This window comes from Rhodanobacteraceae bacterium (assembly GCA_016713135.1).
GTDB lineage: Bacteria > Pseudomonadota > Gammaproteobacteria > Xanthomonadales > SZUA-5 > JADKFD01.
The window spans coordinates 62,771-86,582 of the sequence record JADJPR010000022.1; the positions used below are offsets into that span (position 1 = coordinate 62,771).

Here is a 23,812-nt window from a genome sequence, read left to right on the forward strand (position 1 = left end):
CTTCAGCCTTTGCGCGCCGCCAGCATGTGGAAACCAAGCATGCCCAGGCCCGCGGCAGCAATCACGATGCCGAAGGTGGCCGGATCGTCCTGGCGCAGGTTGAGCAGATCGATCAGGCCGAAGGCGATACCGACCAGAACCAGCACCAGGCCCCATTTCAGCGAGGACACCGCGCGGTTGCGCTCGTCGGCGGCCAGCATCGTGCGCACCAGGTCCTCGGATGCGCCGGATTCGGCAATGCGACGGCGCACTCGGCCATCCATGATGATGTGGATCGCCACCACGATGCAGACAAACAACACGATTGGAATCAGCCACTCCATGGAAATCTCCTCAAGTCGGCCAGGGCGGAACTGCCCGGTTGCGGAGATGGAGACGCTGCCGACGCAGGCGGTTGCATTGCCGGCGAAAATACTTGCGTGCAGGAAATCGCGGCGTACCCTGCAACCGATCGCGCGAGCGATGTATCCATCCCCGCATGCACGATGACCGATCATTGGTGGAAGCAGCGCTTGCACGCCGTCCTGGCGCTTTCGAGCGTCTGGTGCGCGCGCATGAGAAGCTGGTCTGGCACCTGGTTGGCCGCATGGTGCAGCATCCGGAAGACACCCGCGAACTGAGCCAGGAAGTGTTCCTGCGGGTGTACCAGAAGCTGGACCAGTACCGCTACGAGAGTTCGCTGGCGACCTGGATCGGGCGCATCGCCTTCTCTATCGCCAGCCGCCACCTGGAACGCAAGCGACTGCCGCTGGACCGGGGTCTGCGCCGGGATGACGAGGATGCTGAGGACGCGTTCGCACAAATCAGCGACGATTTCGACCTGGCCCAAGCCTGTGCTGACGCCGACCTGATGCGCTGTGTGGCGGCCGAAATGGATGCCTTGCCGCCGCTGCAGCGCACCTTGGTCAGTCTCTATCATCTGGAGGAACTCGGCATCGCCGAGATCAGTGCCATCACCGGGCAACCGGAAGGCACCGTGAAGAACTACCTGTTCCGCGCCCGCAAGCGCCTGCGCGAGCGGCTGGAGCAGGCCATGGGAGTAGCCGCATGAGCAAGCACGAATTCGACGACCGCGAATGGCAGGCCCAGGAGCGCGCACTTGCCGAGGAAAAGGATCGCGCGGTGCCCGGCAGCGATGCCCGGGTGAACCGCTATCGCGCCGCATTCCAAGCCGTGCAGCAGGCTGCGCGCGTGCCGCCGCCGCTGGATTTCGTCGCCGGCGTGCTGCGGCGGGCAGCGCAGTTCGACCGCGAGGATGCCATCGAGCGCTGGGTGCTGCGGGTAGTCGGAGCGCTGGTCGGTATTGGCCTGGCGCTGTACGTTGGCCCGATGGCGCTCGATGCACTTGCGGCTGGCTTGCGTCCGGTGGCTCCGGGCCTTGCATCCGGTGTGCTCAGCAGTCCGTTGCTGTGGTCCGCATTGCTGGCCTTGGGCGTCGCGACTTTTGTGGATCAGGGGTGGAGCCGGCGCTGAGCGACTGCGCGCTCGTTCAATCGCGATCGCTGCCGGGGTCGAAGGGTCGCGGCGCGAATCCAAGCACTGCGCGGGCGGGCGCGATGTCGAACACCTGATCCTGGGCCATGCGGGCGAGTAACGCGGGTGACAGTGCAGCGGCGGCGGGCACACGACCGCTGAGCGCGGCGATCCTCAGCAGTGCGGAAAACGGCACCGGTACGGGGAAGGAAGGGTTGCCGCGAGCGCGCGCAGAGCGGGCCAGCAGCTGCGCCAGCGGGAGAGCTTCGGCGCCGGCCAACTCGAAGTTGAGCCCTCGGGCGGCGGGGTTGTCGACTGCTGCAAATGCCGCGGATGCAAGGTCGGCGACATGCACTGGCTGGCGCAACGCGCGCCCGATCGCACCCACGGGATGCGGATGCACATGCCAGCGCCGCGAGAACTGGCCGATGCGCGCCACCAGATCGTCACTGCCCCCGTAGATCAGCGTCGGTCGCAGCAGGGTCCGGGCCACACCGAGACGGGCGCACTCACGATCCAGGGCCGCCTCAGCGGCGAGCAAGCGCTGCGCCAGCGCCCGCTCATCGGCTGCACTCGACGCGATCTTGGTGGTGGCGCTGGTGGAACCGAAGGCGATGACCTGGCGCAGGCCGGACTCTGGCGCCTGCCGGGTGAGCCACTCGATGAACAGGTCGAGTGGCCCGAGACTGATGACATGGGTGGTGCCGGCCGCCAGCGCAGCGGCCTGCGGAAGCGCGTCCATCCGCCAATGCAGCTTCCCGGCGGGTGCCCTGGCCGTGCGCGAGCTGGCACTGACGCTGGCCCCGGCGGCCGCCAGCCGCGGCAGCAACCGCATGCCGACCGCCGAGGTGGCGCCAAACAGCCGGATCGACAGCGGCAGGGCCGCCACGCTGACGGGTGCCTGCTCGGCAAAGTCAGCCGTGTTGCTCCAGGAAGCGGTCAGCGTCCAACGCCGCCATGCAGCCGGCGCCCGCCGAGGTGATCGCCTGGCGGTAGATCGGATCGGCCACATCGCCGGCGGCAAAAACGCCGGGAATGCTGGTCTGGGTGGCGAAACCGGCGTAGCCGCTCTTGACCTTGAGGTAGCCGTTTTCCATCGCCAGCTGGCCTTCGAAGATGCCGGTGTTCGGCGTGTGGCCGATGGCGATGAACAGCCCCTGCAGCGTGATGTCGCGGGTCATGCCGCCTTCGCGCGGCGCAATGCGTACGCCGGTCACGCCGGAGTCGTCGCCCAGCACCTGGTCGACCACATGGTCCCAGATCACCTCGATGTTGGCCTTCGCAAACAGCTTGTCCTGCAGGATCTTCTCGGCGCGGAACTTGTCGCGGCGGTGCACCACCGTCACCTTGCGCGCGATGTTCGACAGGTACAGCGCTTCCTCGACGGCGGTGTTGCCGCCGCCAATCACGGCGACATCCTGCTGGCGGTAGAAGAAGCCGTCGCAAGTGGCGCAGGCGGACACGCCCCGGCCGCGGAAGGCAGTCTCAGATTCGATCCCGAGATACTTGGCCGAGGCGCCGGTGGCGATGATCAGCGCATCGCAGGTGTAGCTGCCGGAATCGCCGATCAGGCGGAACGGCCGCTGCGACAGCTCCGCAGTGTGAATGTGGTCGAACACGATCTCGGTGTCGAAACGCTCGGCATGCGCCTTCATGCGCTCCATCAGGCCTGGGCCAGTCAGGCCATGCACGTCGCCCGGCCAGTTGTCGACCTCGGTGGTGGTCATCAGCTGACCGCCGGCATCGATGCCGGTCACCAGCACCGGCTTCAGGTTGGCGCGCGCAGCATAGACAGCGGCGGCATAGCCGGCCGGGCCGGAACCCAGGATCAGGACGCGGCAGTGCTTGTTGGTGCTCATCGAGGTGCTCCGGCGCAGGGCGCATGTAGGCAAGACAAGCAAGCTAGGGGCCGGGCAGCGGAAGATCAAGCGTCGAAGTGACGCTGGACCGACTGGCGCTTGCCACTTGGCCGATTCCGGAAAGGTCGGCGTGGTTGCGCCGCGGGACCGGAACGGCGGGTTCAGAAATCCAGTTGCACGCCACCCCAGAGGTTGCCGTCGCTGCCGCCATCGAAATCGAACCAGGTGTAGCTCGCACGCAGCGACCACTGCTGGTTGAAGCGATAGGTGCCGCCAAGTTCGACATATCCGCCGGTCTCGCTGAGGTCGATGCGGCGAGGTCCGGCGATGGTGTCGGCAGTCCCGTCTTCGTCGCGGCGGAACGCGCCGATCGCGCCGAGGACATCGAAGGAATCGGCCAGCGGTACCCGCGCCACCAGCCCAAACTGGTAAAGCGCGCCGTCCAGCTCCAGGCCGCCATCGGCAATCCCGCTGCGCTCGCTGTTGCCAAGGTCGCTCAGGCCCAGTTCCAGCGCCAGGGTGTCGTTGATGCGCCAGCCGGCATAGCCGCCCCAAGGTTGGTCGCTGTCGATGTTGCCGCCCTGGTCGTCCAGGCGCCCGTCCAGGTCGCTGCCGGCGCGCAGGCCGACATAGAAGTCATTGGCCGACCACGCCGGCGCGGCGGCGACGAGGGCGATCACGACAGCCAGGGTGCGAATTGTCATCGAGTGTGCTCCGTTCACGGGGGCCTCGATCCTAACTCGTCACCAGGTTGTGAAGGCCCTGCCGGAAGTCCCGCTGCCTGCCGCGGTTGTCGCCGGTTCAGCCAGGCCTTGTACGCCAGGCACGCACGGCCTCTTCCAGGGCGGGCGAGTCGAGGATGTCGCGCCGGTGGCGCCGCTCATACGCGGCACGGCTACCGGCAAGCTCGCGTGCGAGTTGGTCGATTTGCGTCGGGTCCGCGGCGATTGCAGCGCACTCGGCTGGATCGAGTTCCACCGCGCATTCGTACAGGCCCACGGTGCCGCAGACGACTATCAGCCAACGACGATGATCCTGCGCCAGCAGCAACCAGTTCCATGACGATTCGGCAATCACCTGCATGCTGGTCAGCCTCCCGAGCGCTGGCGGAGCTCGCGCGGCGAGCAGCCGAACCAGCGGCGGCAACTGCGACCGAAGTTGGACGGATCGGCGTAACCGAGGAGTTCGGCAATGCGTTCGATGGACTGGGTGCCGTCCCGGAGCAGGCGCTGCGCCTGCGCTTGCCGGTGCGCGTCGACCAGCGCGCGATAACTGGTGTGCTCCGCCTCCAGGCGCCGATGCAGGGTCCGCGGGGAAAGGTGCAACTGCCGCGCGAGCGCGTGCGCGGTCGGCCAGGGCGCCGGGATGGTGGCCAGCAGGGCCAGGATCCGCGGCTGCAGGGCGCTGGTTGCCCCGGTTTCCGCGAGCGCGCGTTCGAGTGCCTGCGTAGCCAGCGCATGGGCCTGGGCGTCGGCGCCGAGGCATTGCCGGTCGATGTCTTCGTTGGCGAGGCTGACCCCGGCATGCGCGCTACGGCCGAAGTGGATCGAACCACCAAGCACGCGCGCGTAGTGCGCCGCGGCGTTCGCGCAGCCTGCGGGAAAATCGTACCGCAGCGAGTCCGGGCGCCCGCCAGTCAGCAACCGGATGAACTGGTCGATGACCACCAGCAGCGCGTCATCGACGAAGCGTCGCGCATCGCCGGCGTCGACCAGCGGAACGAGCGCCAGTCCGGTGCGCGCGGCGCCACGGCTGAGTTCGATCCGGGTTGCGGAAAAGCGCAGCGCGGCGAAGCGCGCAACGGTGCGCAGCGCTGCATCGAGCGTGCCGCTGGACAGCGCGGCGGCGCCGACGATTCCATGCATGTGTGCCTGGATGCGTGCCCCGAGTTCGAGACCCAGCCAGGGACAGTCGGCGTGGCGCAGCGCGGCGATGATCAGGCGCTGGACCTGGTCGAAGGGCAGGGCATGGTCGGCCGCGATGGTCTCGGCTGCCAGCCCGGCTTCGGCATGCACCGCAGACACCGCGATCCCGCGCTGTTGCAGCAACTGGTTCAGCAGGCGCACGTAGACCGGGTGGACCCCGGGTCCAGGCGCAGGCGGGATGCGTGGGGGCACGGACATGCCACGAGGATAATCCACGCTGGCACGAAATGACCGGAATCTGTCGCGTGCTGCGCTGGCGACGCGGGCCGATGTCCATGAAGATGCGACACATCCTGCGCACCCCGGAGCCTGCATGGCCACGACCGCCGATCCCGCCCTCCCGGCCGCATCCCCGTACCGCGACCGCAAGCGGCACGCTTGGCTGCTGTCGTTGCTGGTGCCCGTGCTGGTTGGTTCCGGGCCGTGGATGTACCTCGCCAGCGGCGAGACGGGCTTCTTGTGGCTGCCGCTGGCGGTGGTCTACCTGCTGTTCCCGCTGCTCGACTGGGTGCTCGGTGAAGACGCGAGCAATCCACCGGAGTCCGCGGTGCCCGCGCTGGAGGCGGATCGCTACTACCGCTACATCACCTGGGCGCTGGTGCCGATGCTGTGGGGCATTTTCATCGGGTCGGCCTGGTTTGCGACGTCGCAGCCCCTGCCGCTGCACGCATGGATCGCGCTGGCGCTGTCGACCGGCGTGGTCGGCGGCTTTTGCATCAATGTCGGCCATGAATTGGGACACAAGCGCGAGGCGCTGGAGCGCTGGCTGGCCAAGCTGGTGCTGGCGCCGACGGGCTACGGGCACTTCTACGTGGAACACAACCGCGGCCACCACCGCGATGTCGCCACGCCGGCCGATCCGGCCTCCGCGCGCCTGGGCGAGTCGCTGTGGCGTTTCGCCCTGCGCGAACTGCCCGGCGCACTGCGCCGCGGCTGGGCGCTTGAGGCCGAGCGGACGCGCGCCCTCGGCAAGCCCTGGTGGAGCCTGTCCAACGACATCGTGCAGACCAGCCTCATCACCGCGGGACTGTGGCTGGCGCTGGTCCTGTGGCTCGGTCCCGCGGTGCTGCCATTCCTGCTGCTGGCCTCGCTGTGGGCCAACTTTCAGCTCACCTGCGCCAACTACATCGAGCACTACGGCATCTGCCGCAAGCGGCTGGCGGACGGCCGCTTCGAGGCCTGCAAGCCGCACCACTCGTGGAACAGCAACCACATCGCGTCCAACTGGGCGCTGTTCCACCTGCAGCGCCACTCCGATCATCACGCCCATGCCACCCGGCGCTACCAGTCGCTGCGCACCTTCGACCACCTGCCGCAGCTGCCAAGCGGTTACTTCGGGATGTTCGTGCTCGCCTACTTCCCCTTGCTTTGGTTCCGTGTGATGGACCGCAGGCTGCTGCAACTGGTCGACGGCGACGTCGAGCGGATCAACTTCGATCCGCGCCGGCGCGAGGAACTGGTGCGGCGGTATGGGCTGGGGGAGGGGTGAGGCGGGGCACGGGGCACGGGGCACGGGAAAGGCTCGCATGCCGGACCCAAAGGGCTGAAGCAGGGCACGGTGGCAAACCTGGCACGAGGTCTTCCCGTGCCCCCCCCGTGCCCCGTGCCCCGTGCCGCGTTCATTCAAACCCGTTCGCGTACAACGCGTCACCGCTTGTGGTGCAGCCCGCCGCATGCGCTGCCTGGTAGCCGCTGAGATCGGCTGCGGTGATGGTCGGCAAGCCGTTGCTGCCGAAGCTGCGGTCCCAGTTGGCGCGCGGGTTGCTCGCCGTGTGTGCGGCCGTGAATGCGCTCAGGTCTGCGCCATCCAGCGTGCCATTGCCATCGAAATCGGCGCGGCAGAAGCTGGCTGGGAGCGAGGTGGCGTTCGTCGGATCGCTGCCGCTGTCGAGCTCGTCCTGGTCGAAGACGCTGTCGGCATCGCGGTCCACGCCCATGCGGAACTGGGTGGTGATCGGCACGGCGATGAACGTCACTGGGACAGCGGCGCTCGCGCCAGTCCGCAGGGCATCGGCAGTGGTGGGCTGGTTTTCGCGGTCGCTTAGCCAAACCGACTGCGTGGCGTAGACGTAGCCACGGGCGGCTGAGGCCTCGTAGCGCCGCGCGATCAGCGCGATCGAGCCGGTGTCGGCCTGGGCCACCAGGTTGGCGAGCAGCGCAACGCCAGTCGGATCGTTGTTGTTGCTGCCATCGAAAGCCACCATGCGCCCGACCGCGGCTGGCGTTCCCGTATCGAATGCGAGCAGGAAGGCTTCGACATCCCGGCGGCGCTGCGGTGCCAGGTTCGCCGGGCCAAAGTTGAACGGCCCGGTCAGGCGTGCCATCAGGGTGTCGAGGCGCGAGTCGCTCATGAAACCGAAGCCGCGCGTGTTGTTCTGACTGGCGAAGGACAGGCCGACCTTCTCCCAAAGTCCGCGGAGCTGGGCGTTTTTCATCGGCTGCGGCGCCACGCCGGGGTTGTCGATTTCCCCGGTCGTGCCGTTCGGCAGCGCATGGCAGGCGGCGCAGGCCAGCCCGCCCGGGAGCGACGGAAAGGTCAGGAACAGGTTCTGGCCGCTCGCGGGATCGCCGTTGCCACCGGTGACCGCCATGGTGGTCATCAGGCTGCCGTCCGGGTTGCGGTTGGGGTTCGGCGGGTATTTCACGCTGGCGATGAAGTTCTCCAGCTTCTGCATCTCCGCAGCCGAAGGTTCCGCGTCGTCTCCCTGCAGCCTGACAAAGGCTGGGGCGAAGGCGGCGACATCCTCCTTGTCGCCGCGCCAGTGCATCGCGCCATTGCCGACGATGCCCTGAAGCGTCTGGGTCACCAGCGGGCCCTTCATCGGGTGCCAGTTGTCGCAGACATTGCCGGGACGGCAGGGCTGGTTGATCGCTTTCAGGCTTCCGCTGGGGTCGCCGAGGTCCCAGGCCAGGCCGTCCAGTCGGGTGTCGACATGGCAGGACGCACAGGATGCCTGGCCCAGGCCACTCGTGGCGTGGGTGTCGTACAGCAGCGGTCGGCCTTCCTTGATCGCGAGCGGTGTCGGGTCGAAAAAGGCCTCGCGATCGAGCTCGCTGCGCGCAGCGGTGTCGAGGGTCGAGAGCGACCCGTCGAACTTGTTCAGCACGTAGAGCCGGCTGCCGTCGGCGTTGAGCGCCAGGCCGGTCGGACCCTGGCCCACCTCGATGCGACCCAGGCGCGCGCCGCTGGCATCGGTCACCACCACGTTGTTGGAACCCATGCCGGCGACGAACCATTCGCCGCTGGTCGGATGCAGCACGACCGCGCGCGGATCGCCGATGGCCTGGTCGCGGACCGACTGCGCAACACTGCGCGCCTGGTAGTCGAGGTGCGGGTTCAGGTCTACCACACTCGCGCTGCCCGGCGCGCCCTGGGCGAAGCTCGCCAGTTCACTGCGGACGAAGATGCTCTGGACATTGGGTTCGAAGCGGATCTCGTTCTTTGCCTCGGTGCCGACGATCGCGACGCGGCCGTCGCTGCCCACGCCCAGGCCCATCACCATGGTCATCAGGCCGGACACGTAGTTCACTGCAAGCGAGTTGGGGTTGACGATGGCGACGTCGTTGTCGGCGATGTTCCAGGTAATGAACTGCGACCAGTCGCGGCCGTTATCGTCGCGCCACACGCCGCCCGCGTCCTTGCGTACGATCTGCGCCACGCGCGGCGCCGCTGGCAACGCCGGATTGATCGCCGGCGAGAACTGGGTACCTGAGTTCGGCGGCGGGTTCTGCCCGGCGTAAGGGCCGTTCGCATTGGTCACTGCCGGGATCGGCACGGCGGTGGTCCCATTGCCGGACTCGAACAGGGCCACGTAGACCCGGCTGCCGTCCGGGCTGACCGCCAACGCGCGTGGTTCCTCGCCGTCCAGGCTCAAGGTGTTGAGTGCGGCAGCCGGGCTTGCCGCATCAAACACCTGCAGCTGGTTGCGCGAGGACAGGGTCACGAAAGCGCGCTGCGGCGAGCCGGCGAACACCACGTCCGCCGGCTCGTCCCCGGTGGCGACGGTGCGCAGCAGCTGGCCGCTGGCGATGTCGACCACCGAAATGGTGTCGGACAAGTGATTGATTACCCAGGCTTCGGTGTTGCCACGGAGCCGCACCGACACCGGGTCGATGCCGACCGGGATCGAACGCTGGTGCTGCGGCAGGCCGGCGACGACGGCGTAGACCTCCAGGCGATGGTCGGCGGTATTGACCGCCACCAGGCGCGTGCCATCCGCGCTCAGCTCCAGCGGATGCGCATGCGGACTCTCCCAGTGGACGAAGGCGTTCTGGGCCTGGGACGGGGCCACGGTGGCGAGGCCCAGGGCGATGCTCAGGAACAAGCGGTTCATGACGGTTTCCCTCAGCGTGGCGACTCGGACGGCGGACGGCGGTGGCCCGGCGGCGGCGGACGGGCGGCATCCAACGCAGCAAGTTGGTCCTGGGTCAGCAGCGCGGCGAGTTCCGCGCGATGGCGCTGGCGCATTTGCGCGTCGGCCTGTTGCCGTTCTGCGCGTTGGCGCAGCAACAACTCGCGCAGCTGGGTGCGCGTGGCGGCATCCAGCGACAGCTGGTTGAGCACGCGCTCCACGGGAGGTGCGAGCTGGTCGGCGGACGGCGGCGCGGGTTGAGCGTGGGCAAGGCTGGCCATCGCGCACAGGAGCAGGGCGAGGGCAGTTGCGGGGGGTTTCACGTGTTTCTCCATTCCACCCGGCTGGGCTGCCGGGGCTGGAGTCATCGTGTGCTGCAACTGTGGAGCGAATTTGCAGGAATCGCGGAACTGCGCGTCAGATTCGGTGCTGCGCGGTCACAGCCACTGCGCGATGCGGAAATGATGCGGCTTGCGGAACAGCACCCGGCGCAACAGGTTGTGCCGCTCGAAGGGCTTCCACGCGCCCTCCGGCTGCGCCAGGCGGTCGGCGATGGCCCACAGCACCAGCGGATTGACGCCCATGCCGAGATGGCTGGCGGCGATTTCGATGTTCTCGCTGTGCGGCGCCTCGGGCGCCAGGCTGACCTTCCACGAGACGATGCCGTCGGCCTTGCTGAAGATCGAGGTATTCGGCATCGGCGGGGTGACGCTCGCCATCTGCCGCAACTCCGGATCGTCGCTGCGCCAACCGCTGACCGCCTCGAACACCTTCCAGGCGTTGGTCGCATGCGCGTGCGGCTGCACCGGCGAGCCCAGCGTGATCACATTGCGCACCGACTCCGGCAGGTGCGCGCCCAGTGCGCGTGCCATCGCGCCGCCAAGCGACCAGCCGATCAGGCTGACCTTGCGCCCATGCTTGCGCTCGATGCGGCGCACCCGCGCGAGCAGCTTGGGCACGGTCTCGCCACGCGGTCCGAAATTCACCCCGAGTTGCCAGGGGTAGGGCGTATAGCCGAGTTCTTCGAGGTAACGCCGCAGCGGCCAGGTGCTGCTGTCGCCTGCAACCAGACCGGGCAGCACCAACACCGGATGGCCATCGCCGCGCGGCGCCCTGGATTTGAGCCAGGGCCAAGCCAGGGCGAATGCGCCCCACTCGAACACCGCGCGCGATTCCAGCGCCAGCAGCAGGCGCGACGGCGGCCGTGGTGCCATCGGTTGCATCCGTGCGGCAATCTCGCTCAAGCCGGCAGCCTCCGTTCCAGTGCGGCAAGCCCGCGTTCGAAGGCGCGTGCCAGCGTTTCAGGACGTTCCACTACATCCTTGGCGCTGATCACGCCGAACTCAAGATGGCCGCCGTAGCTCTGCACCGTGACGTTCAGCGCCAGTCCATGGGTAACGATCGAGATCGGGTAGTAATGCACCACGCGCGCGCCGGCGAGGAACAGTTCGATCGGCGGCCCGGGGACGTTGGAAATCACCAGGTTTGCCAGGTGCGGCAGGCGCTCGGAGATGCGCCCGCGCGACCACAGGCGGCTGAGGCCGCTGGCCCACAGCGGCGCGGCGAGGCCAGGGAAATCGGTGGGAATCAGGTCCTTCAGCGCGCCAACTCGGTGCTTGATGCCGGCGGTGGCGCTGCGGATCGCCTGCAGGCGCATGAGTGGATCGGCAATCTCGGTGGGCAACGGGCACTGCACCATCGACACCTGGTTGTTCGCCTCGCCGTCGCCGGCGCCGCGCAGGGAGATCGGCATGCCAACCACCAGCGGCTCCTCGGGCAGGGCGTCCTGGCGCTTCAAATGCTCACGCAGCGCGTGTGCCACCATCGCCATGACCACATCGTTCAGGCTGACGCCGTGGCCCTTGGCGACCCGTTTGACCCGGGCCAGGTCGATGCTGGCCACGGCGAAGGCGCGCTCGCTGCCGATCTGCACGTTGAACGGCGTCTTCGGCGCCAGTAGCACCGCCTCGCGCAGCTTGCCGATCAGTCCGGTCTCGCCGAGCACATTGCCGGCGAGCTTGAGGGTGGCCGGCACGGCGCGAATCAGGCGCGCGAACTGCGAGACCGTGGCGCGCGCCGCTGTCTGCGCGCGGGCGCGGGTTCCCGGCAGGTGCTCCGAGGCGACGACCTCGATCTCCTTCGCTGCCTTAGGGATGCGCGGTTGCAGGTCGAGCAGGGCCTGGGCGAGGGCAATGCCGCCCTGACCGTCGAGCAGCGCATGGTGAATCTTCGAGTACAGCGCAACCTCGCCGCTGGCGAGGCCTTCGATCACCACCAGTCGCCACAGCGGACGGTCGCGCGGGAGCATGTCCGCATGCAATTCGGCGCATCGGCGCAGCAACTGCGCCATGCTGCCGGGGCGCGGCAACTGCTCGCGCCGGATGTGGTGTTCCAGTTCGATGTGGGTCGCCTCGCCCCACATCGGGTGCGCAAGTTCCAGCGGCGCATCGACCAGGATCCGCTTGAGCGCGCGCGCCTTCGGCAGGCGCTCGGCGATCAGGGTCTGCAGGGCATGGTGGAAGTCGTAGCCGCGCTTCTTCGGCGGCGCCAGCAGCATCAGGCTGCCGACGTGCATCGGCGTGCCCGAGGCCTCCAGGTAAAGGAATCCGGCATCCAGCCCGCTCAACGTCCGTAGTCGCACGCCATTCGCATCCTGCCGTTCGCGTGCGCGGAGGATACTCCCGGGGGCTCGCATCGGCGTTGTGCACTGCGCAAGAGCGGTGTCGGTGTTGGAAATTCGGGGGCGTAAAGCCCCAATCACCGTGAACTGCTGCCAACAACCAGCAACCAACAACCAACAACCGGCTTAGATGGCATACTAGGCGGCTGATTCGCGGCTCTGTCGCATCTCCAACCAGTTCAGTGAGTGCAACGACATGGATTTCCTGATTTCACCGGCATACGCGCAGGCCGCCGGCCAGCAGCCCAGCATGTGGCCCAGCCTGATCATGCTGGTGGTGTTCTTCGCCATCTTCTACTTCCTGCTGATCCGTCCGCAGCAGAAGCGCATGGCGGAACACAAGAAGATGGTCGACGCGCTGTCGCGCGGCGACGAGATCGTCACCCAGGGCGGCTTGCTGGGGCGCGTCGAAGAAGTCGGCGACAGCTTCATAACGCTGGAGATCTCGCAGGGCGTGAAGATCAAGGTGCAGAAGCACGCGCTCGGCGCAGTGCTGCCGAAAGGCACCTACAAGTCCGCCTGATTCGGCGGGGTTCTTTCCAATCCACAGTTTCAGCGGCCTCGTTCGAGGTGATCGATGTTTGATTTTCCCAAATGGAAGCTCGGCCTGGTGGTCGTGCTGGTGTTGCTGGCCGCGGTCTATGCGCTGCCCAACGTGTTCCCCGAGCAGCCGGCGATCCAGATTTCCGCCAACCGCGGCTCCACCATCGACGAGGTCCTGCAAGGGCGCGTCGAAGGCACTCTGAAGGGCAAGGAAATCCCGTACTTCCAGGTCGAACGCACCGAAGAGCGCCTGATGGTGCGCTTCCCGGATGCCGACCATCAGCTCAAGGGCGCGGACGCGCTGCGTGAGGAGTTGAAGGAGAAGTACACGGTGGCGCTGAATCTCGCGTCCACGGTTCCGGGCTGGCTGAGCGCGGTCGGTGCGCGGCCGATGACCCTTGGCCTCGACCTCCAGGGTGGCGTGCACTTCCTGATGGAAGTCGACCAGCAGGCCGCCCGCGCCAAGCTCGAAGACCGCTACGTCAACGATATCTACACGATCCTGCGCGCCGAGAAGATCGCCTACAAGTCGGTGGTGCGTGCACGCGACGGGCTGGCCGTGGAGCTGATGACCGCCGAGGACAAGGCGAAGGCGCTGACCGAACTCGCCGAGCAGTCGCCCGACCTGCTGCTGGAGTCGCCCGAGGGTAGCCCCACCTCGCTGCTGGCGAAGATCCGCCCGGAGAAGGTCGTCGAGGCGCAGAAACACACCATCGACCAGAACATCACCACACTGCGCAACCGCGTCAGCGAACTCGGCGTCGCCGAGCCGGTGATCGCGCAGCAGGGCCAGACCCGCATTGTGGTGCAGCTGCCAGGCGTGCAGGACACGGCGGCGGCGAAGAAGATTCTGGGCGCCACCGCGACGCTTGAGTACCGCGCAGTGAATGACAGCGCAAACGCGGCCGAGGCGGCCACCACCGGCAAGGTTCCGCCAGATTCGCGCCTGTATTACGACAAGGCCGGCAATCCCGTGCTGTTGAAGAAGGACCTGATCGCCACCGGTGACCAACTGGTCGATGCCACCAGCGGGTTCGACCAGCAGAGCGGCACGCCGATGGTCTCGGTGCGCCTGGACTCGGCTGGCGGCCGTCGCATGCTCGACTTCACCAGCGAAAATGTCGGGCGCCCGATGGCGGTCGTGTACATCGAGCGCGTGCCGGAATTCCGCAAGGTCGACGGCAAGGAAGTGCGCAGCTTCAAGGAGACCCAGACGGTCATCAGCGTCGCGTCGATCCGCGGCGTGTTCAGCACCAACTTCCAGACCACCGGTCTCGACAGCCCGAACGAAGCGCGCGACCTGGCGTTGCTGCTGCGCGCCGGCTCGCTGGCGGTGCCGGTGGACATCATCGAGGAGCGCATCATTGGTCCCAGCCTGGGCCAGGACAACATCGAGCGCGGCCTCGAAGCGACGCTGATCGGTTTCCTGCTGATCGTGGTCTTCGTGATCTTCTACTACAAGCTGGTTGGTGTGGTGTCGGTGGTCGGCCTGGTGGTCAACCTGCTGCTGCTGATGGCCATCCTGAGTGCGCTCGGCGCCACGCTGACGATGCCCGGCATCGCCGGTATCGTGCTCACGCTCGGCATGGCGGTCGACGCAAACGTGCTGATCGCCGAGCGTATCCGCGAGGAGATCCGCTCCGGCAATTCGCCGATGACCGCGTTGAAGGCGGGTTACGAAAAGGCCTGGGGCACCATCCTCGATGCCAACCTGACCACGCTGTTCGCGGCGATCGCGATGTTCGCCTTCGGTTCGGGCCCGGTGAAGGGCTTCGCCGTGACCATGTTCACCGGCATCCTGACCTCGATGTTCAGCGCGGTCACGGTGACCCAGTTGATCATGGCGATGGTCTACGGCCGCCAGCGCAAAGTGCAGTCGATCTCGGTCTGAACCGGGATCCGACAAGGAGCAAGTCATGGAATTCTTCAATCCGAATGCCAACATCCAGTTCATGTCCTGGCGCAAGGTCACGGTTGCCATTTCGGCTTTCCTGATCCTGGCGTCGATCGTGCTGCTGGCCACGCGTGGACTGGACCTCGCGCTCGATTTCACCGGGGGCACCTTGGTCGAAGCCGAGTTCGAGCAGCCGGTCGAGATCGAAGCGGTCCGCGCCGCGCTGGACAAGGGCGGCTTCCAGAACTTCACCGTGCAGAGCATCGGCGGCGCGCGCGAGGCTGCGATGCGCCTGCCGCCAATGGAAAAGGGCGAAACGGTGGGCGTGGAACGGCAGCGCGAAGTGGCCGAGGCGGTCGCCAATGCACTCAACGCCGCGGATCTCAAGGCGACGATCAAGCGCAGTGAATTCGTCGGCCCGCAGGTCGGTGAGGAACTCGCCGAGGACGGCATCATCGCGGTGGTCTTCGTGATCCTGACCATCATGCTGTACGTGGCAGTACGCTTCGAATGGCGCTTCGGCCTGGCGGCGATCGCGGGCGAAGCGCATGACGTCATCATTGCGCTGGGTTTCGTCTCGCTGATGGGACTGAGCTTCGATCTGACGGTGCTCGCGGGGCTGCTGACGGTGGCCGGTTACTCGATCAACGACAAGGTGGTCGTATTCGACCGCGTCCGCGAGATCTTCCGCAGCGCACGCAAGCTCGGTCCGGAAGAGACCATCAACAAGGCGGTCAACAACACCTTGTCGCGTACCATCATCACCGGCATCACCACCTTCTTCGCGCTGTTCTCGCTGTACTTCCTGGGCGGCCCGGTGGTCGAAGGCTTTGCCTTGACGGTGATCTTTGGCATCGTGGTCGGCACGCTGTCGTCGATCTTCTTCTGCAACCCGATCCTGCTCTGGCTTGGCGTTTCGAAGAGCGATCTGCAGACGGTGCGCAAGGAAGATCCGGAACTCGCGCTGCGCCCCTGATCCAGGCAAGGCGATAGTTACGCGGAACGGCCGCCTGAAGCGGCCGTTTCCGTTTGCGGACGCAGGAACGCGGCCGCGGATTCGACCATTGTCGCGAGATGAACGTCTACACTCTTTGACCCACGACACTGGCTTAAGGCAGCGCCCTTGCGCAGACTATGGTCATGAAACCGAGCCTCCAACTCCGCGTCGGCCAGCAGCTCACGCTGACCCCGCAGCTCAAGCAGGCGATCCGGTTGCTCACCTTGTCGACCGTGGAACTGCAGGGCGAGCTGGCGCTCGCGGTCGAAAGCAATCCGATGCTGGAATGGGACGATGTCGCCCCATCCGAGGCCAGTCCCGAGCCCATCGAGGCGGGTGCCGATGGCGGCGACCAGGCCGCGGAGGCCGCCGATGGCGTTGCCGCCGAGGCAGGCGAGTCCGAGGACTGGCGCGAGGCCAGTGAATTCGACCTGCCGGACTACGCCGCTGGCCGGCAGGGCGACGACAACGATGAGGATCACGGAGATACCCGCCATGCGGAAGTACCGGATCTCGCCGACCACCTGCTGTGGCAGCTGCACCTGTCGCATCTGAGTCCGCGCGACCTGGCAATCGCGCATGCGATCGTCGAGTCGCTGGACGACGACGGCTACCTGCTGGAACCCGACGAGGCGATCATCGAGGCGGTCGCGCCGGAACATCGCGTGGGTGCCGATGAGGTCGCCGCTGTGCGCCACTTCGTACAGCAGCTGGAGCCGGTGGGTGTCGCCAGTCGCGACCTGCGCGAATGCCTGTCGGTGCAGTTGCACCAGTTCGATGCCGATCCGGCGCAGGCGCTCGCGCTGCGCATCGTGGCAACGCATCTGGAAGTGCTGGCGCGGCACGATCGCGCGCGCCTCGCGCGCGAACTGGGCGTCAGCGAGCCGGAACTGGATGCCGCGAGCGCATTGATCCGCCGCCTGTCGCCGAAGCCAGGCGCGCGTTTCGCGGCGGTCGCCACCGAGCACGTTGTGCCCGATGTGTACGTCTACAAGCGCGGTGCGCTGTGGGAAGTGGGCCTGAATCCCGGGGCCGCGCCGAAGCTGCGCGTCAACGATCACTACGCCAACCTGCTACGCCGATGTGCGCGCGATGAAGGCACCGCGCTGAAGAGCCAGTTGCAGGAGGCGCGCTGGCTGCTGAAGAGCCTGGAGCAGCGCGACCAGACCGTGCTCAAGGTGGCGCGGGTGATCGTCGAGCGCCAGCAGGCTTTCCTCGAGCGCGGCGCCGAAGCGATGAAGCCCCTGGTGCTGCGCGAGGTGGCCGAGGAGATCGGCATGCATGAGTCGACGGTCAGCCGCGTGACTACGCGCAAATACATGCACACGCCGCGCGGTACCCTGGAGTTCAAGTACTTCTTTTCCAGCCATGTCGCCACCCGGGATGGCGGGGAAGCATCCAGCACGGCCATCCAGGCCATGATCAAGAAACTGATCGATGAGGAGTCGCCGCAGAAACCGCTCTCCGACAGTGCCATCTCCGACGTGCTCAAGCGCCGCGGCATCCTGGTGGCGCGACGTACGGTCGCCAAGTATCGTGAAGCCATGCGCATTCCCTCGTCCAACGAACGTGTGCGCTCCGTCTGAACACTTCCGCATTCGCGGAATGGCCAGCGGATCGGGCCCGGCCCTGGCCGGTACCGGATCGCACGCATCCACGGCGTCGCCATCGGCGCCGTTCATCTGCAGAGGAGCTCCTACATGAACCTCACCATTTCCGGCCATCAATTGGAAATCACCGATGCGCTCAAGACCTACGCGCGTAACAAGGTGCAGAAATTGATCGTACCGTTCGAACAGGTGATCGATGCCCACGTCATTCTCGGAACCGAGAAGCTCGCGCAATATGCAGAGGCGACCGTCAACCTGCGCGGCAAGACCCTGTTCGCGAAGGCCGAAGGCCAGGATGCGTACGCCGCCATCGATGGCCTGGTCGACAAGCTCGACCGCCAACTGGTACGGCACAAGGAACGCAACGGCGAACACCGTGGCGCCACTGCCGACAGCTTCGACGCCTGAGGCAGGAACGTCCAGCGCATGCAACTGATCGACATCCTGGCCCGCGACCGCGTCGCTGCCGACGTGCGCGTCAGCAGCAAGAAGCGGCTGCTCGAGTTTCTCGCCAACCTGCTGGCGGTGGACTCGGGCCCGGGCATCGAGCGCGCGATTTTCGAGGCGCTGATCGCCCGCGAGCACCTGGGCTCCACGGGCTTGGGCCAGGGTGTCGCCATTCCCCATGGCCGCGTCGGCGGGGACATCCCGCCAACGGCGGCATTCATCCGCCTGAAGAGCCCGATCGACTTCGACGCGCCCGATGGCGAGCCGGTCGATCTGGTGCTCGCATTGGTGGTGCCGGAACATTTCACCGACCAGCACCTGGCACTGCTCGCCCAGGTGGCCGAGCTCTTCAGCCACCCCGAGGTATGCGCAGAATTGCGCGTGGCGGGAGACGCGCAGCAACTGTTCGAACGCCTGAGAGAACGTACGTTGCAGTTCAGCGAGGTCTGAGCATCAGCATTGCATGGGCCGCGTGTCGCGCCATGGCATGATCGGGCACCCAAGCGGGTCCGTTGACCCCAGACCCTTGCCCCGCCGGTTGCGCTCTGGGCCCGATGACGCTCAGGATGTCGCCGCAGACGTGCCCCCGGGAGATCCCTGAATGACCCGTTCGGTATCTGCCAGCGAACTCTACGCGGAGGTCAGCACGCGCCTGGAACTGTCCTGGGTGTCGGGTGAAGGGGATGCCGAACGTCGCATCGAGATCGCTGAAGGCCGCCAGCGGCGACCGTCGCTGGTGGGCTATCTCAACCTGATCCATCCCAACAAGATCCAGATCCTGGGCGCCGAGGAACTTGCTTTCCTCGACGCCTTGCCCGCCGCGACCCGGCGGACCACGATCCAGCGCATGAACAAGCTGCAACCGGCACTGCTGATCGTCACCCGCGGCCTGGAACCGCCGGCCGATGTGCTCAAGGCAGCGCAGCGCGCCCAGATACCGGTGTGGCGCAGCAGCAAGCGCGGCCATGATGTGCTCACCTACCTGCAGTACCACCTCGCGCGCGCGCTGGCGCCGCAACCTCACTGCACGGGGTGTTCCTCGAGGTCTATTCGATCGGCGTGCTGATCACCGGCGAGGCCGGCGCCGGCAAGAGCGAATTGGCGCTGGAGCTGATCACGCGCGGCCACCGCCTGGTGGCCGACGACGCGCCGGAATTCACCCTGGTCGCGCCCGACGTCATCGACGGCACCTGTCCGGAAGTGCTGCAGGACTGCCTCGAGGTGCGTGGCCTTGGGGTGTTGAATGTGCGCGAGATGTTCGGTGATACGGCGGTCAAGCGGAACAAATACCTGCGCCTGATCGTGCACCTGGCGGCACCGGTCGCGGATGGCCAGCTCGACGGCATGAAGCGGCTTTATGGAGACGTCAGCACGCTGAAGGTGCTGGAGGTCGAGGTGCCGCGACTGGTGATCCCGGTAGCGCCGGGGCGCAATCTGGCGGTCCTGGTCGAGGCAGCAGTGCGCAATCATGTGCTGAAGAGCAAGGGCATCGACGCTGCCCAGACCTTCATTGACCGTCAGGCGCATTCGATGAAGCGGCAACGCACATGGTAGACACCAACCACCCACCCGCGCCGGCCGGCAAGGTCCGCCTGGCCGTCGTCAGCGGACTGTCCGGCTCGGGCAAGAGCGTGGCCCTGCGCACGCTGGAGGACCTCGGATTCTATTGCATCGACAACCTGCCGGCGGGGCTGCTGCCGGCGCTGGCCGAGCAGGCGCTGGGCGATGCCGGCGTGCGTTACCCGCGGCTGGCGGTCGGCATTGATGCGCGCACTGCGAGTGGCGATCCCGACGAGATGCCGCGCGCCTTCTCCCATCTGGCCGCGCTCGGTCTGCCGCCCTTCGTGGTGTTCCTCGATGCGCGCGACGAAGTGCTGCTGAAGCGCTACAGCGAGACGCGGCGGCGCCATCCGCTGGGCGTCGAAGGCATGTCCCTGACCGCCGCGATCGCACGCGAGCGGGAGGTGCTCAAGCGCCTGAAGCAGATCGCCGACGTCGAGATCGACACCAGCGAACTCAACGTCTACCAGTTGCGCCGGCGCATCCTCACCGCGCTCGGCATCAGTGCCGCCGGTGTCTCGCTGCTGTTCGAGTCCTTCGCGTTCAAGCGCGGCGTGCCGAGCGAGGCGGATTTCGTGTTCGATGCGCGCGCGTTGCCGAATCCGCACTGGGAACCGCGCCTGCGACCGTTGTCGGGGCGCGACGGCGCAGTCGCGGACTACTTCGAGGCGCGCCCGGAGGTGGGCGAGTTCGTGGATGACGTCGAGCGTTTCCTCAAGCGCTGGCTTCCGCGTTTCGATCCTTCGGAGCGCAGCTACCTGACCGTGGCGGTCGGCTGCACCGGCGGGCGCCACCGCTCGGTCTACATCGCCGAGCGCCTGCAGGAGCGCTTCCGCGCGTTGGGCGGCGAGGTGCTGTGTTTTCATCGGGAGCTGGCATGAGCGGCGGAAAAGCGGGGCAGGGGGCAGGGGGCAGGGGGCGCGGCTTGGCGGCCTTTCAGGATCACCCAGTGCGAGCAGCACGCAGCCCGCGATGATCGCAACACGCTGCGCAGGGCGCAGCAGTTCCCCCTTCCCCCTTCCCCTTTCCCCCGCTTCTCCATGAGCGTCGGCATCCTCCTGGTCACCCACGAAGGTATCGCGTCCAGCCTGATGGCAGCGGCGCGGCGCGTGATCCGCGTGATGCCGCTGAAGGTGGGGGTGTTCGAAGTGCCCTGGGATGTGCGCGACGGCGAGGTGTGCACGCGCACCCTGCGCCAGGAACTGCGCGACCTCGACGAGGGCAGCGGTGTTCTGGTATTGGCTGATATATACGGCGCCACGCCGTTCAACCTGGCGGCCGAGCACGAGCCTGGGCGCACACTGCTTCGGGTCACCGGGCTCAACCTGCCGATGCTGCTCCGGGTGCTGAACTATCCGGAGAAGAACCTGCAGGAGCTGGCGGAAGTGGCGCGCGACGGCGGGCGAGCGGGGGTGGTGATCGATGGTTGAGCGCGAGATCATGGTCAGCAACCGGCTGGGGCTGCATGCACGTGCAGCGGCCAAGCTGGTCCAGCTCAGTGGGCGCTTTGCGGCGCGGGTCACGCTGCTGTGCCGTGGGCGTGAGGTGAATGCGCAGAGCATCCTCGGCGTGATGATGCTCGCGGCCGGCAAGGGGGTGAACCTGAGCGTGCGCGCCGACGGTGCCGACGAGGAAGCCGCGCTGCTGGCCGTGGTCGACCTGTTCGACCGCAAGTTCGATGAACCGGACTGACGGAGCCGAGCGATGGCGCTGATCCTGAGCGGACAGGCGGCATCCCGGGGCATCGGCATCGGCCGTGCGCGCGTGCTCGAGAGCGGCGGCGTCGAGATTCCCGAGTACACCCTGGATCCGGACCAGGTCGGCGCCGAGATCGATCGCTACCGCACAGCCGTGGCGGCCGCGCGCGGCGAACTCACCTTGGTGGCGGATCGTCTCGGCCCGCAGGTGGCCAGCGAGGTCCGCGAGTTCATCGAGACCCATCTGCTGATGCTGGAAGACGATGCACTGGTGGAATCGCCGGTCGAGTTCATTCGTGCGCGTGCCTGCAATGCCGAGTGGGCGCTGAAGCAGGCGCGCGACCAGTTGTTCGCGGCCTTCGAGCAGATGCAGGACGACTACTTCCGCTCGCGCCGCGACGATGTCGACCAAGTGGTCAAACGGATCGCCGCGGCCTTGGCACAGCGGCCGGCCAGGGCATTGTTCGTCGAGGAGGACGCGCTCGACGACACGGTCATCGTGGCTGACGATCTGGAGCCTGCGGAGTTGCCCGCGCTGGCCGAGCGCGGCCTGGCTGCATTCGTGATCGAGACCGGTGGGCCGCTGTCGCACTCATCGATCCTCGCGCGCTCGCTGGGCGTGCCCTGCGTGATCGGTGTGCGCGGCGCGCGGCAGATGGTGCACGAGGGACAGTTGCTGATCGTCGATGGCGATCGAGGCTTCGCCCTGATCGATCCGGACGGCGAGCGCCTGACGCGCTACCGCGAACGCCAGCACGAGCAGAAGCGCCGCGCGCAGCAGTTGCTGCGGTTGGCGAATGCTGCGGCACGCACCGCCGATGGCGAATCGATCCGCATCTGGGCCAACGCCGAGCAGCTCAAGGATCTCGACCTTGCGATCCGCCACGGTGCCATCGGCATCGGCCTGTTCCGTACCGAGTTCCTGTACCTGCACCGCAGTTCGCCGCCGGATGAGGAGGAGCAGTACCAGGCCTATTCGGATGCGGTGCGGCGCATGGATGGCCATCCGCTGACGCTGCGCACCCTGGATATCGGCGCCGACAAGCAGTTGGCGTTGGGGCAGGATCCGGACGAGCCGAACCCGGCGCTGGGCCTGCGCGGCATCCGCCTGAGCCTCAAGTTCCCCGACCTGTTCCGCACCCAGTTGCGCGCGATCCTGCGCGCCGCCGTGCATGGCCCGGTGAACATGCTGCTGCCGATGCTGGGCGGCCCCGAGGACGCGCTGCGTGCGCGCGAACTGGTGCGCGAGGCCGAGGCCGAGCTGCGCGCCGCCGGGATCGCTTTCCAGGAACAGGTTCCAGTTGGCGGCATGATCGAAGTACCGGCGGCGGCCATCGCCGCCCCGCGGATGGTCGAGATCCTCGACTTCGTGTCGATCGGCACCAACGACCTGATCCAGTACACCCTGGCCATCGACCGTGGCAACCAGGCCGTGGCGCGCTGGTACCAGCCGCTGCACCCGGCCGTGCTGCGCCTGATCAGCGCGGTGATCGACACCGCCGTCGCCATGGGCAAGCCGGTCTCGTTGTGCGGCGAAATGGCCGGCGATACCCGGCACACGGCGCTGCTGCTGGCGCTCGGGCTGTCGGACTTCAGCCTGCACCCGCGCGGCATCCTGGAGCTCAAGGAGTCGCTGTCGAAGCTCCAGCGGAAGCCATTGCTGGGCCTCAAGCGGCGGATCCTGGACGCGGCGACCGCCGCGGACGTGCTCGAGATCCTCAAACAGGCTTGAGCCGCCTGGCGGCGGCATCAGTCGAAGCGCGTGCGGTCCACGCCTAGCCATTCCAGCGCCGTACCCGCGAGCAGTCGCCCACGCGCGGCATCGTCCAGCGCCATGCGCCGGATGTGCGAGCCCGGCTCCTGCTCGCCCAGCGGGAAAGGGTAGTCGGTGCCGAGCATCAGGCGCTCGGCGCCGCAGGTGTCGATCAGGTAGGCGAGGGCGGCGTCGTCGTGCACGCAGGTGTCGAAGTAGAGCCGTGAGAGGTACTCGCGCGGAGGGCGCGGGTTGTCCACCGCCACCAGGTCCGGGCGCATGCGGAAACCGTGCTCGATCCTTCCCAGGGTGTAGGGGAAGGAGCCGCCGCCGTGCGCAAAAGCCACCTTCAGCCCGGGCAGACGCTCGAGCACGCCGCCGAAGATCAGGCTGCACACCGCGCGCGACTGTTCGGCCGGCATGCCAACCAGCCAGGGCAGCCAGTACTTCGGCATCGAGGCCGCGCCCATCATGTCCCAGGGATGCACCAGCAGCGCGCAATCGAGTTCCTCGCAGGCGGCGAAGAAGTCGAACAGCTCGGGCGCGTCCAGGTTCCAGTTGCCCACATGCGAGCCGATCTGGACCCCCTGCAAGCCGAGTTCACGAACGCAGCGAGTGGCCTCGGCGATCGCCAGCCTGGGATCCTGCAACGGCACCGTGCCCAGACCCAGGTAGTGCCGAGGGTGCTCGCGGCAGATCTCCGCCGAGTGCTCGTTGAGCGTGCGGTGCAGCTCCAGCGCCTGTGCGCCGGGCGCCCAGTAGCAGAACATCACCGGCACGGTGGAGATCACCTGCACCTGGACCTCGAACTGCGCGTAATCGTCGATGCGCAACTGCGCGTCCCAGGTGCGCGGCTGGATCTCGCGGAAGAACTGGCCGTCCTTGTAGATCCGGTGGCGGCCCCCGCTGTGGTCGATGCTCGGGAAGCGCAGGTCGCCATGGCGCGTGGCGAGGTCCGGCCAGTCGCGGGGCAATACGTGCGCGTGGGTATCGATCTTGAGGGTCACGAGTGACGGTTCCGG

24 protein-coding genes and 1 pseudogene are annotated in these 23,812 nt (G+C 67.1%); 14 read left to right on the forward strand and 11 right to left on the reverse strand.

Annotated elements, in window-relative coordinates:
- Nucleotides 1–2: 2 nt before the first annotated feature.
- Nucleotides 3–518, reverse strand: coding sequence for a hypothetical protein (locus IPK27_18215; protein ID MBK8069481.1), 516 nt, complete (start codon nucleotides 516–518; stop codon nucleotides 3–5).
- Here IPK27_18215 and IPK27_18220 point away from each other — a divergent pair.
- Nucleotides 479–1,051 carry a sigma-70 family RNA polymerase sigma factor gene (locus tag IPK27_18220; protein MBK8069482.1) on the forward strand — a complete coding sequence of 191 codons (573 nt, stop codon included), beginning with the start codon at nucleotides 479–481 and terminating at the stop codon, nucleotides 1,049–1,051. The two genes, IPK27_18215 and IPK27_18220, sit on opposite strands and share 40 nt — an antisense overlap.
- Entirely contained in the window at nucleotides 1,048–1,473 is a 426-nt protein-coding gene (locus IPK27_18225) for a hypothetical protein (GenBank protein ID MBK8069483.1), read from the forward strand. The genes IPK27_18220 and IPK27_18225 overlap by 4 nt, the downstream gene beginning before the upstream one ends.
- Before the next feature lie 16 nt (nucleotides 1,474–1,489).
- Here IPK27_18225 and IPK27_18230 read toward each other — a convergent pair whose 3' ends face one another.
- The 5 genes from IPK27_18230 to IPK27_18250 all read right to left on the reverse strand — a co-directional run bounded on the left by IPK27_18230 (nucleotide 1,490) and on the right by IPK27_18250 (nucleotide 5,455).
- Nucleotides 1,490–2,362, reverse strand: a complete 873-nt coding sequence (locus tag IPK27_18230; protein ID MBK8069484.1) for a nucleoside-diphosphate sugar epimerase — start codon at nucleotides 2,360–2,362, stop codon at nucleotides 1,490–1,492.
- Between the two features lie 25 nt (nucleotides 2,363–2,387).
- Nucleotides 2,388–3,332, reverse strand: coding sequence for a thioredoxin-disulfide reductase (gene trxB / locus IPK27_18235; protein MBK8069485.1), 945 nt, complete (start codon nucleotides 3,330–3,332; stop codon nucleotides 2,388–2,390).
- A gap of 161 nt (nucleotides 3,333–3,493) precedes the next feature.
- A complete protein-coding gene (locus IPK27_18240; GenBank protein ID MBK8069486.1) occupies nucleotides 3,494–4,036 on the reverse strand; it encodes a porin family protein in 543 nt (180 codons plus the stop codon).
- A gap of 97 nt (nucleotides 4,037–4,133) precedes the next feature.
- Nucleotides 4,134–4,415 (reverse strand): hypothetical protein, encoded by a 282-nt coding sequence (locus tag IPK27_18245; protein MBK8069487.1) that lies wholly within the window; start codon nucleotides 4,413–4,415, stop codon nucleotides 4,134–4,136.
- A gap of 5 nt (nucleotides 4,416–4,420) precedes the next feature.
- Entirely contained in the window at nucleotides 4,421–5,455 is a 1,035-nt protein-coding gene (locus tag IPK27_18250) for an AraC family transcriptional regulator ligand-binding domain-containing protein (protein ID MBK8069488.1), read from the reverse strand.
- Between the two features lie 115 nt (nucleotides 5,456–5,570).
- Here IPK27_18250 and IPK27_18255 point away from each other — a divergent pair, with 115 nt between their 5' ends.
- Nucleotides 5,571–6,746, forward strand: coding sequence for an alkane 1-monooxygenase (locus tag IPK27_18255; protein ID MBK8069489.1), 1,176 nt, complete (start codon nucleotides 5,571–5,573; stop codon nucleotides 6,744–6,746).
- 130 nt (nucleotides 6,747–6,876) lie between these two features.
- Here IPK27_18255 and IPK27_18260 read toward each other — a convergent pair whose 3' ends face one another.
- From IPK27_18260 to IPK27_18275, 4 genes are all read right to left on the reverse strand, one after another.
- A complete protein-coding gene (locus IPK27_18260; protein ID MBK8069490.1) occupies nucleotides 6,877–9,591 on the reverse strand; it encodes a beta-propeller fold lactonase family protein in 2,715 nt (904 codons plus the stop codon).
- Nucleotides 9,592–9,602: 11 nt separating this feature from the next.
- Nucleotides 9,603–9,932, reverse strand: coding sequence for a hypothetical protein (locus IPK27_18265; GenBank protein ID MBK8069491.1), 330 nt, complete (start codon nucleotides 9,930–9,932; stop codon nucleotides 9,603–9,605).
- Between the two features lie 114 nt (nucleotides 9,933–10,046).
- Entirely contained in the window at nucleotides 10,047–10,832 is a 786-nt protein-coding gene (locus IPK27_18270) for an alpha/beta fold hydrolase (protein MBK8069492.1), read from the reverse strand.
- 17 nt (nucleotides 10,833–10,849) lie between these two features.
- Nucleotides 10,850–12,250 (reverse strand): wax ester/triacylglycerol synthase family O-acyltransferase, encoded by a 1,401-nt coding sequence (locus tag IPK27_18275; protein ID MBK8069493.1) that lies wholly within the window; start codon nucleotides 12,248–12,250, stop codon nucleotides 10,850–10,852.
- A 235-nt stretch (nucleotides 12,251–12,485) separates the two neighbouring features.
- Between IPK27_18275 and yajC the strand changes: the two genes are divergently transcribed.
- The 11 genes and pseudogenes from yajC to ptsP all read left to right on the forward strand — a co-directional run bounded on the left by yajC (nucleotide 12,486) and on the right by ptsP (nucleotide 22,769).
- Nucleotides 12,486–12,812 carry a preprotein translocase subunit YajC gene (gene yajC, locus IPK27_18280; GenBank protein ID MBK8069494.1) on the forward strand — a complete coding sequence of 109 codons (327 nt, stop codon included), beginning with the start codon at nucleotides 12,486–12,488 and terminating at the stop codon, nucleotides 12,810–12,812.
- Nucleotides 12,813–12,866: 54 nt separating this feature from the next.
- Entirely contained in the window at nucleotides 12,867–14,723 is a 1,857-nt protein-coding gene (gene secD / locus IPK27_18285; GenBank protein MBK8069495.1) for a protein translocase subunit SecD, read from the forward strand.
- 25 nt (nucleotides 14,724–14,748) lie between these two features.
- Entirely contained in the window at nucleotides 14,749–15,702 is a 954-nt protein-coding gene (gene secF, locus IPK27_18290) for a protein translocase subunit SecF (protein MBK8069496.1), read from the forward strand.
- Nucleotides 15,703–15,866: 164 nt separating this feature from the next.
- Nucleotides 15,867–17,309 carry an RNA polymerase factor sigma-54 gene (locus tag IPK27_18295; protein MBK8069497.1) on the forward strand — a complete coding sequence of 481 codons (1,443 nt, stop codon included), beginning with the start codon at nucleotides 15,867–15,869 and terminating at the stop codon, nucleotides 17,307–17,309.
- A gap of 114 nt (nucleotides 17,310–17,423) precedes the next feature.
- Nucleotides 17,424–17,741: a ribosome-associated translation inhibitor RaiA gene (gene raiA, locus IPK27_18300; GenBank protein MBK8069498.1), complete on the forward strand. Its 318-nt coding sequence runs from the start codon at nucleotides 17,424–17,426 to the stop codon at nucleotides 17,739–17,741.
- Nucleotides 17,742–17,759: 18 nt separating this feature from the next.
- Nucleotides 17,760–18,230, forward strand: coding sequence for a PTS sugar transporter subunit IIA (locus IPK27_18305; protein MBK8069499.1), 471 nt, complete (start codon nucleotides 17,760–17,762; stop codon nucleotides 18,228–18,230).
- Between the two features lie 151 nt (nucleotides 18,231–18,381).
- Nucleotides 18,382–19,334, forward strand: a pseudogene (hprK, locus tag IPK27_18310) (HPr(Ser) kinase/phosphatase).
- Nucleotides 19,328–20,221, forward strand: coding sequence for an RNase adapter RapZ (gene rapZ, locus IPK27_18315; protein ID MBK8069500.1), 894 nt, complete (start codon nucleotides 19,328–19,330; stop codon nucleotides 20,219–20,221). The pseudogene hprK and the gene rapZ overlap by 7 nt, the downstream one beginning before the upstream one ends.
- A 159-nt stretch (nucleotides 20,222–20,380) precedes the next feature.
- Entirely contained in the window at nucleotides 20,381–20,770 is a 390-nt protein-coding gene (locus IPK27_18320) for a PTS fructose IIA subunit family protein (GenBank protein ID MBK8069501.1), read from the forward strand.
- A complete protein-coding gene (locus IPK27_18325) occupies nucleotides 20,763–21,032 on the forward strand; it encodes an HPr family phosphocarrier protein (GenBank protein ID MBK8069502.1) in 270 nt (89 codons plus the stop codon). The genes IPK27_18320 and IPK27_18325 overlap by 8 nt, the downstream gene beginning before the upstream one ends.
- A gap of 12 nt (nucleotides 21,033–21,044) precedes the next feature.
- Nucleotides 21,045–22,769, forward strand: coding sequence for a phosphoenolpyruvate--protein phosphotransferase (gene ptsP / locus IPK27_18330; protein ID MBK8069503.1), 1,725 nt, complete (start codon nucleotides 21,045–21,047; stop codon nucleotides 22,767–22,769).
- A gap of 17 nt (nucleotides 22,770–22,786) precedes the next feature.
- Here ptsP and IPK27_18335 read toward each other — a convergent pair whose 3' ends face one another.
- The gene (locus IPK27_18335; protein MBK8069504.1) at nucleotides 22,787–23,797 is read right to left on the reverse strand and encodes an amidohydrolase; all 1,011 of its coding nucleotides are present in this window, start codon (nucleotides 23,795–23,797) and stop codon (nucleotides 22,787–22,789) included.
- Nucleotides 23,798–23,812 lie beyond the last annotated feature (15 nt).

What these genes read in the sequence shown, in the direction of transcription:
- yajC (MBK8069494.1), top strand. Translation starts at nt 12,486, where the DNA reads ATGGATTTCCTGATTTCACCGGCATACGCGCAGGCCGCCGGCCAGCAG.
- secD (MBK8069495.1), top strand. Translation starts at nt 12,867, where the DNA reads ATGTTTGATTTTCCCAAATGGAAGCTCGGCCTGGTGGTCGTGCTGGTG.
- rapZ (MBK8069500.1), top strand. Translation starts at nt 19,328, where the DNA reads ATGGTAGACACCAACCACCCACCCGCGCCGGCCGGCAAGGTCCGCCTG.
- raiA (MBK8069498.1), top strand. Translation starts at nt 17,424, where the DNA reads ATGAACCTCACCATTTCCGGCCATCAATTGGAAATCACCGATGCGCTC.
- secF (MBK8069496.1), top strand. Translation starts at nt 14,749, where the DNA reads ATGGAATTCTTCAATCCGAATGCCAACATCCAGTTCATGTCCTGGCGC.
- IPK27_18325 (MBK8069502.1), top strand. Translation starts at nt 20,763, where the DNA reads ATGGTTGAGCGCGAGATCATGGTCAGCAACCGGCTGGGGCTGCATGCA.
- IPK27_18245 (MBK8069487.1), bottom strand. Translation starts at nt 4,415, where the DNA reads ATGCAGGTGATTGCCGAATCGTCATGGAACTGGTTGCTGCTGGCGCAG.
- IPK27_18295 (MBK8069497.1), top strand. Translation starts at nt 15,867, where the DNA reads ATGAAACCGAGCCTCCAACTCCGCGTCGGCCAGCAGCTCACGCTGACC.
- IPK27_18320 (MBK8069501.1), top strand. Translation starts at nt 20,381, where the DNA reads ATGAGCGTCGGCATCCTCCTGGTCACCCACGAAGGTATCGCGTCCAGC.
- trxB (MBK8069485.1), bottom strand. Translation starts at nt 3,332, where the DNA reads ATGAGCACCAACAAGCACTGCCGCGTCCTGATCCTGGGTTCCGGCCCG.
- IPK27_18225 (MBK8069483.1), top strand. Translation starts at nt 1,048, where the DNA reads ATGAGCAAGCACGAATTCGACGACCGCGAATGGCAGGCCCAGGAGCGC.
- IPK27_18240 (MBK8069486.1), bottom strand. Translation starts at nt 4,036, where the DNA reads ATGACAATTCGCACCCTGGCTGTCGTGATCGCCCTCGTCGCCGCCGCG.
- IPK27_18305 (MBK8069499.1), top strand. Translation starts at nt 17,760, where the DNA reads ATGCAACTGATCGACATCCTGGCCCGCGACCGCGTCGCTGCCGACGTG.
- IPK27_18255 (MBK8069489.1), top strand. Translation starts at nt 5,571, where the DNA reads ATGGCCACGACCGCCGATCCCGCCCTCCCGGCCGCATCCCCGTACCGC.
- IPK27_18220 (MBK8069482.1), top strand. Translation starts at nt 479, where the DNA reads ATGCACGATGACCGATCATTGGTGGAAGCAGCGCTTGCACGCCGTCCT.
- IPK27_18270 (MBK8069492.1), bottom strand. Translation starts at nt 10,832, where the DNA reads ATGCAACCGATGGCACCACGGCCGCCGTCGCGCCTGCTGCTGGCGCTG.
- IPK27_18250 (MBK8069488.1), bottom strand. Translation starts at nt 5,455, where the DNA reads ATGTCCGTGCCCCCACGCATCCCGCCTGCGCCTGGACCCGGGGTCCAC.
- ptsP (MBK8069503.1), top strand. Translation starts at nt 21,045, where the DNA reads ATGGCGCTGATCCTGAGCGGACAGGCGGCATCCCGGGGCATCGGCATC.
- IPK27_18260 (MBK8069490.1), bottom strand. Translation starts at nt 9,591, where the DNA reads ATGAACCGCTTGTTCCTGAGCATCGCCCTGGGCCTCGCCACCGTGGCC.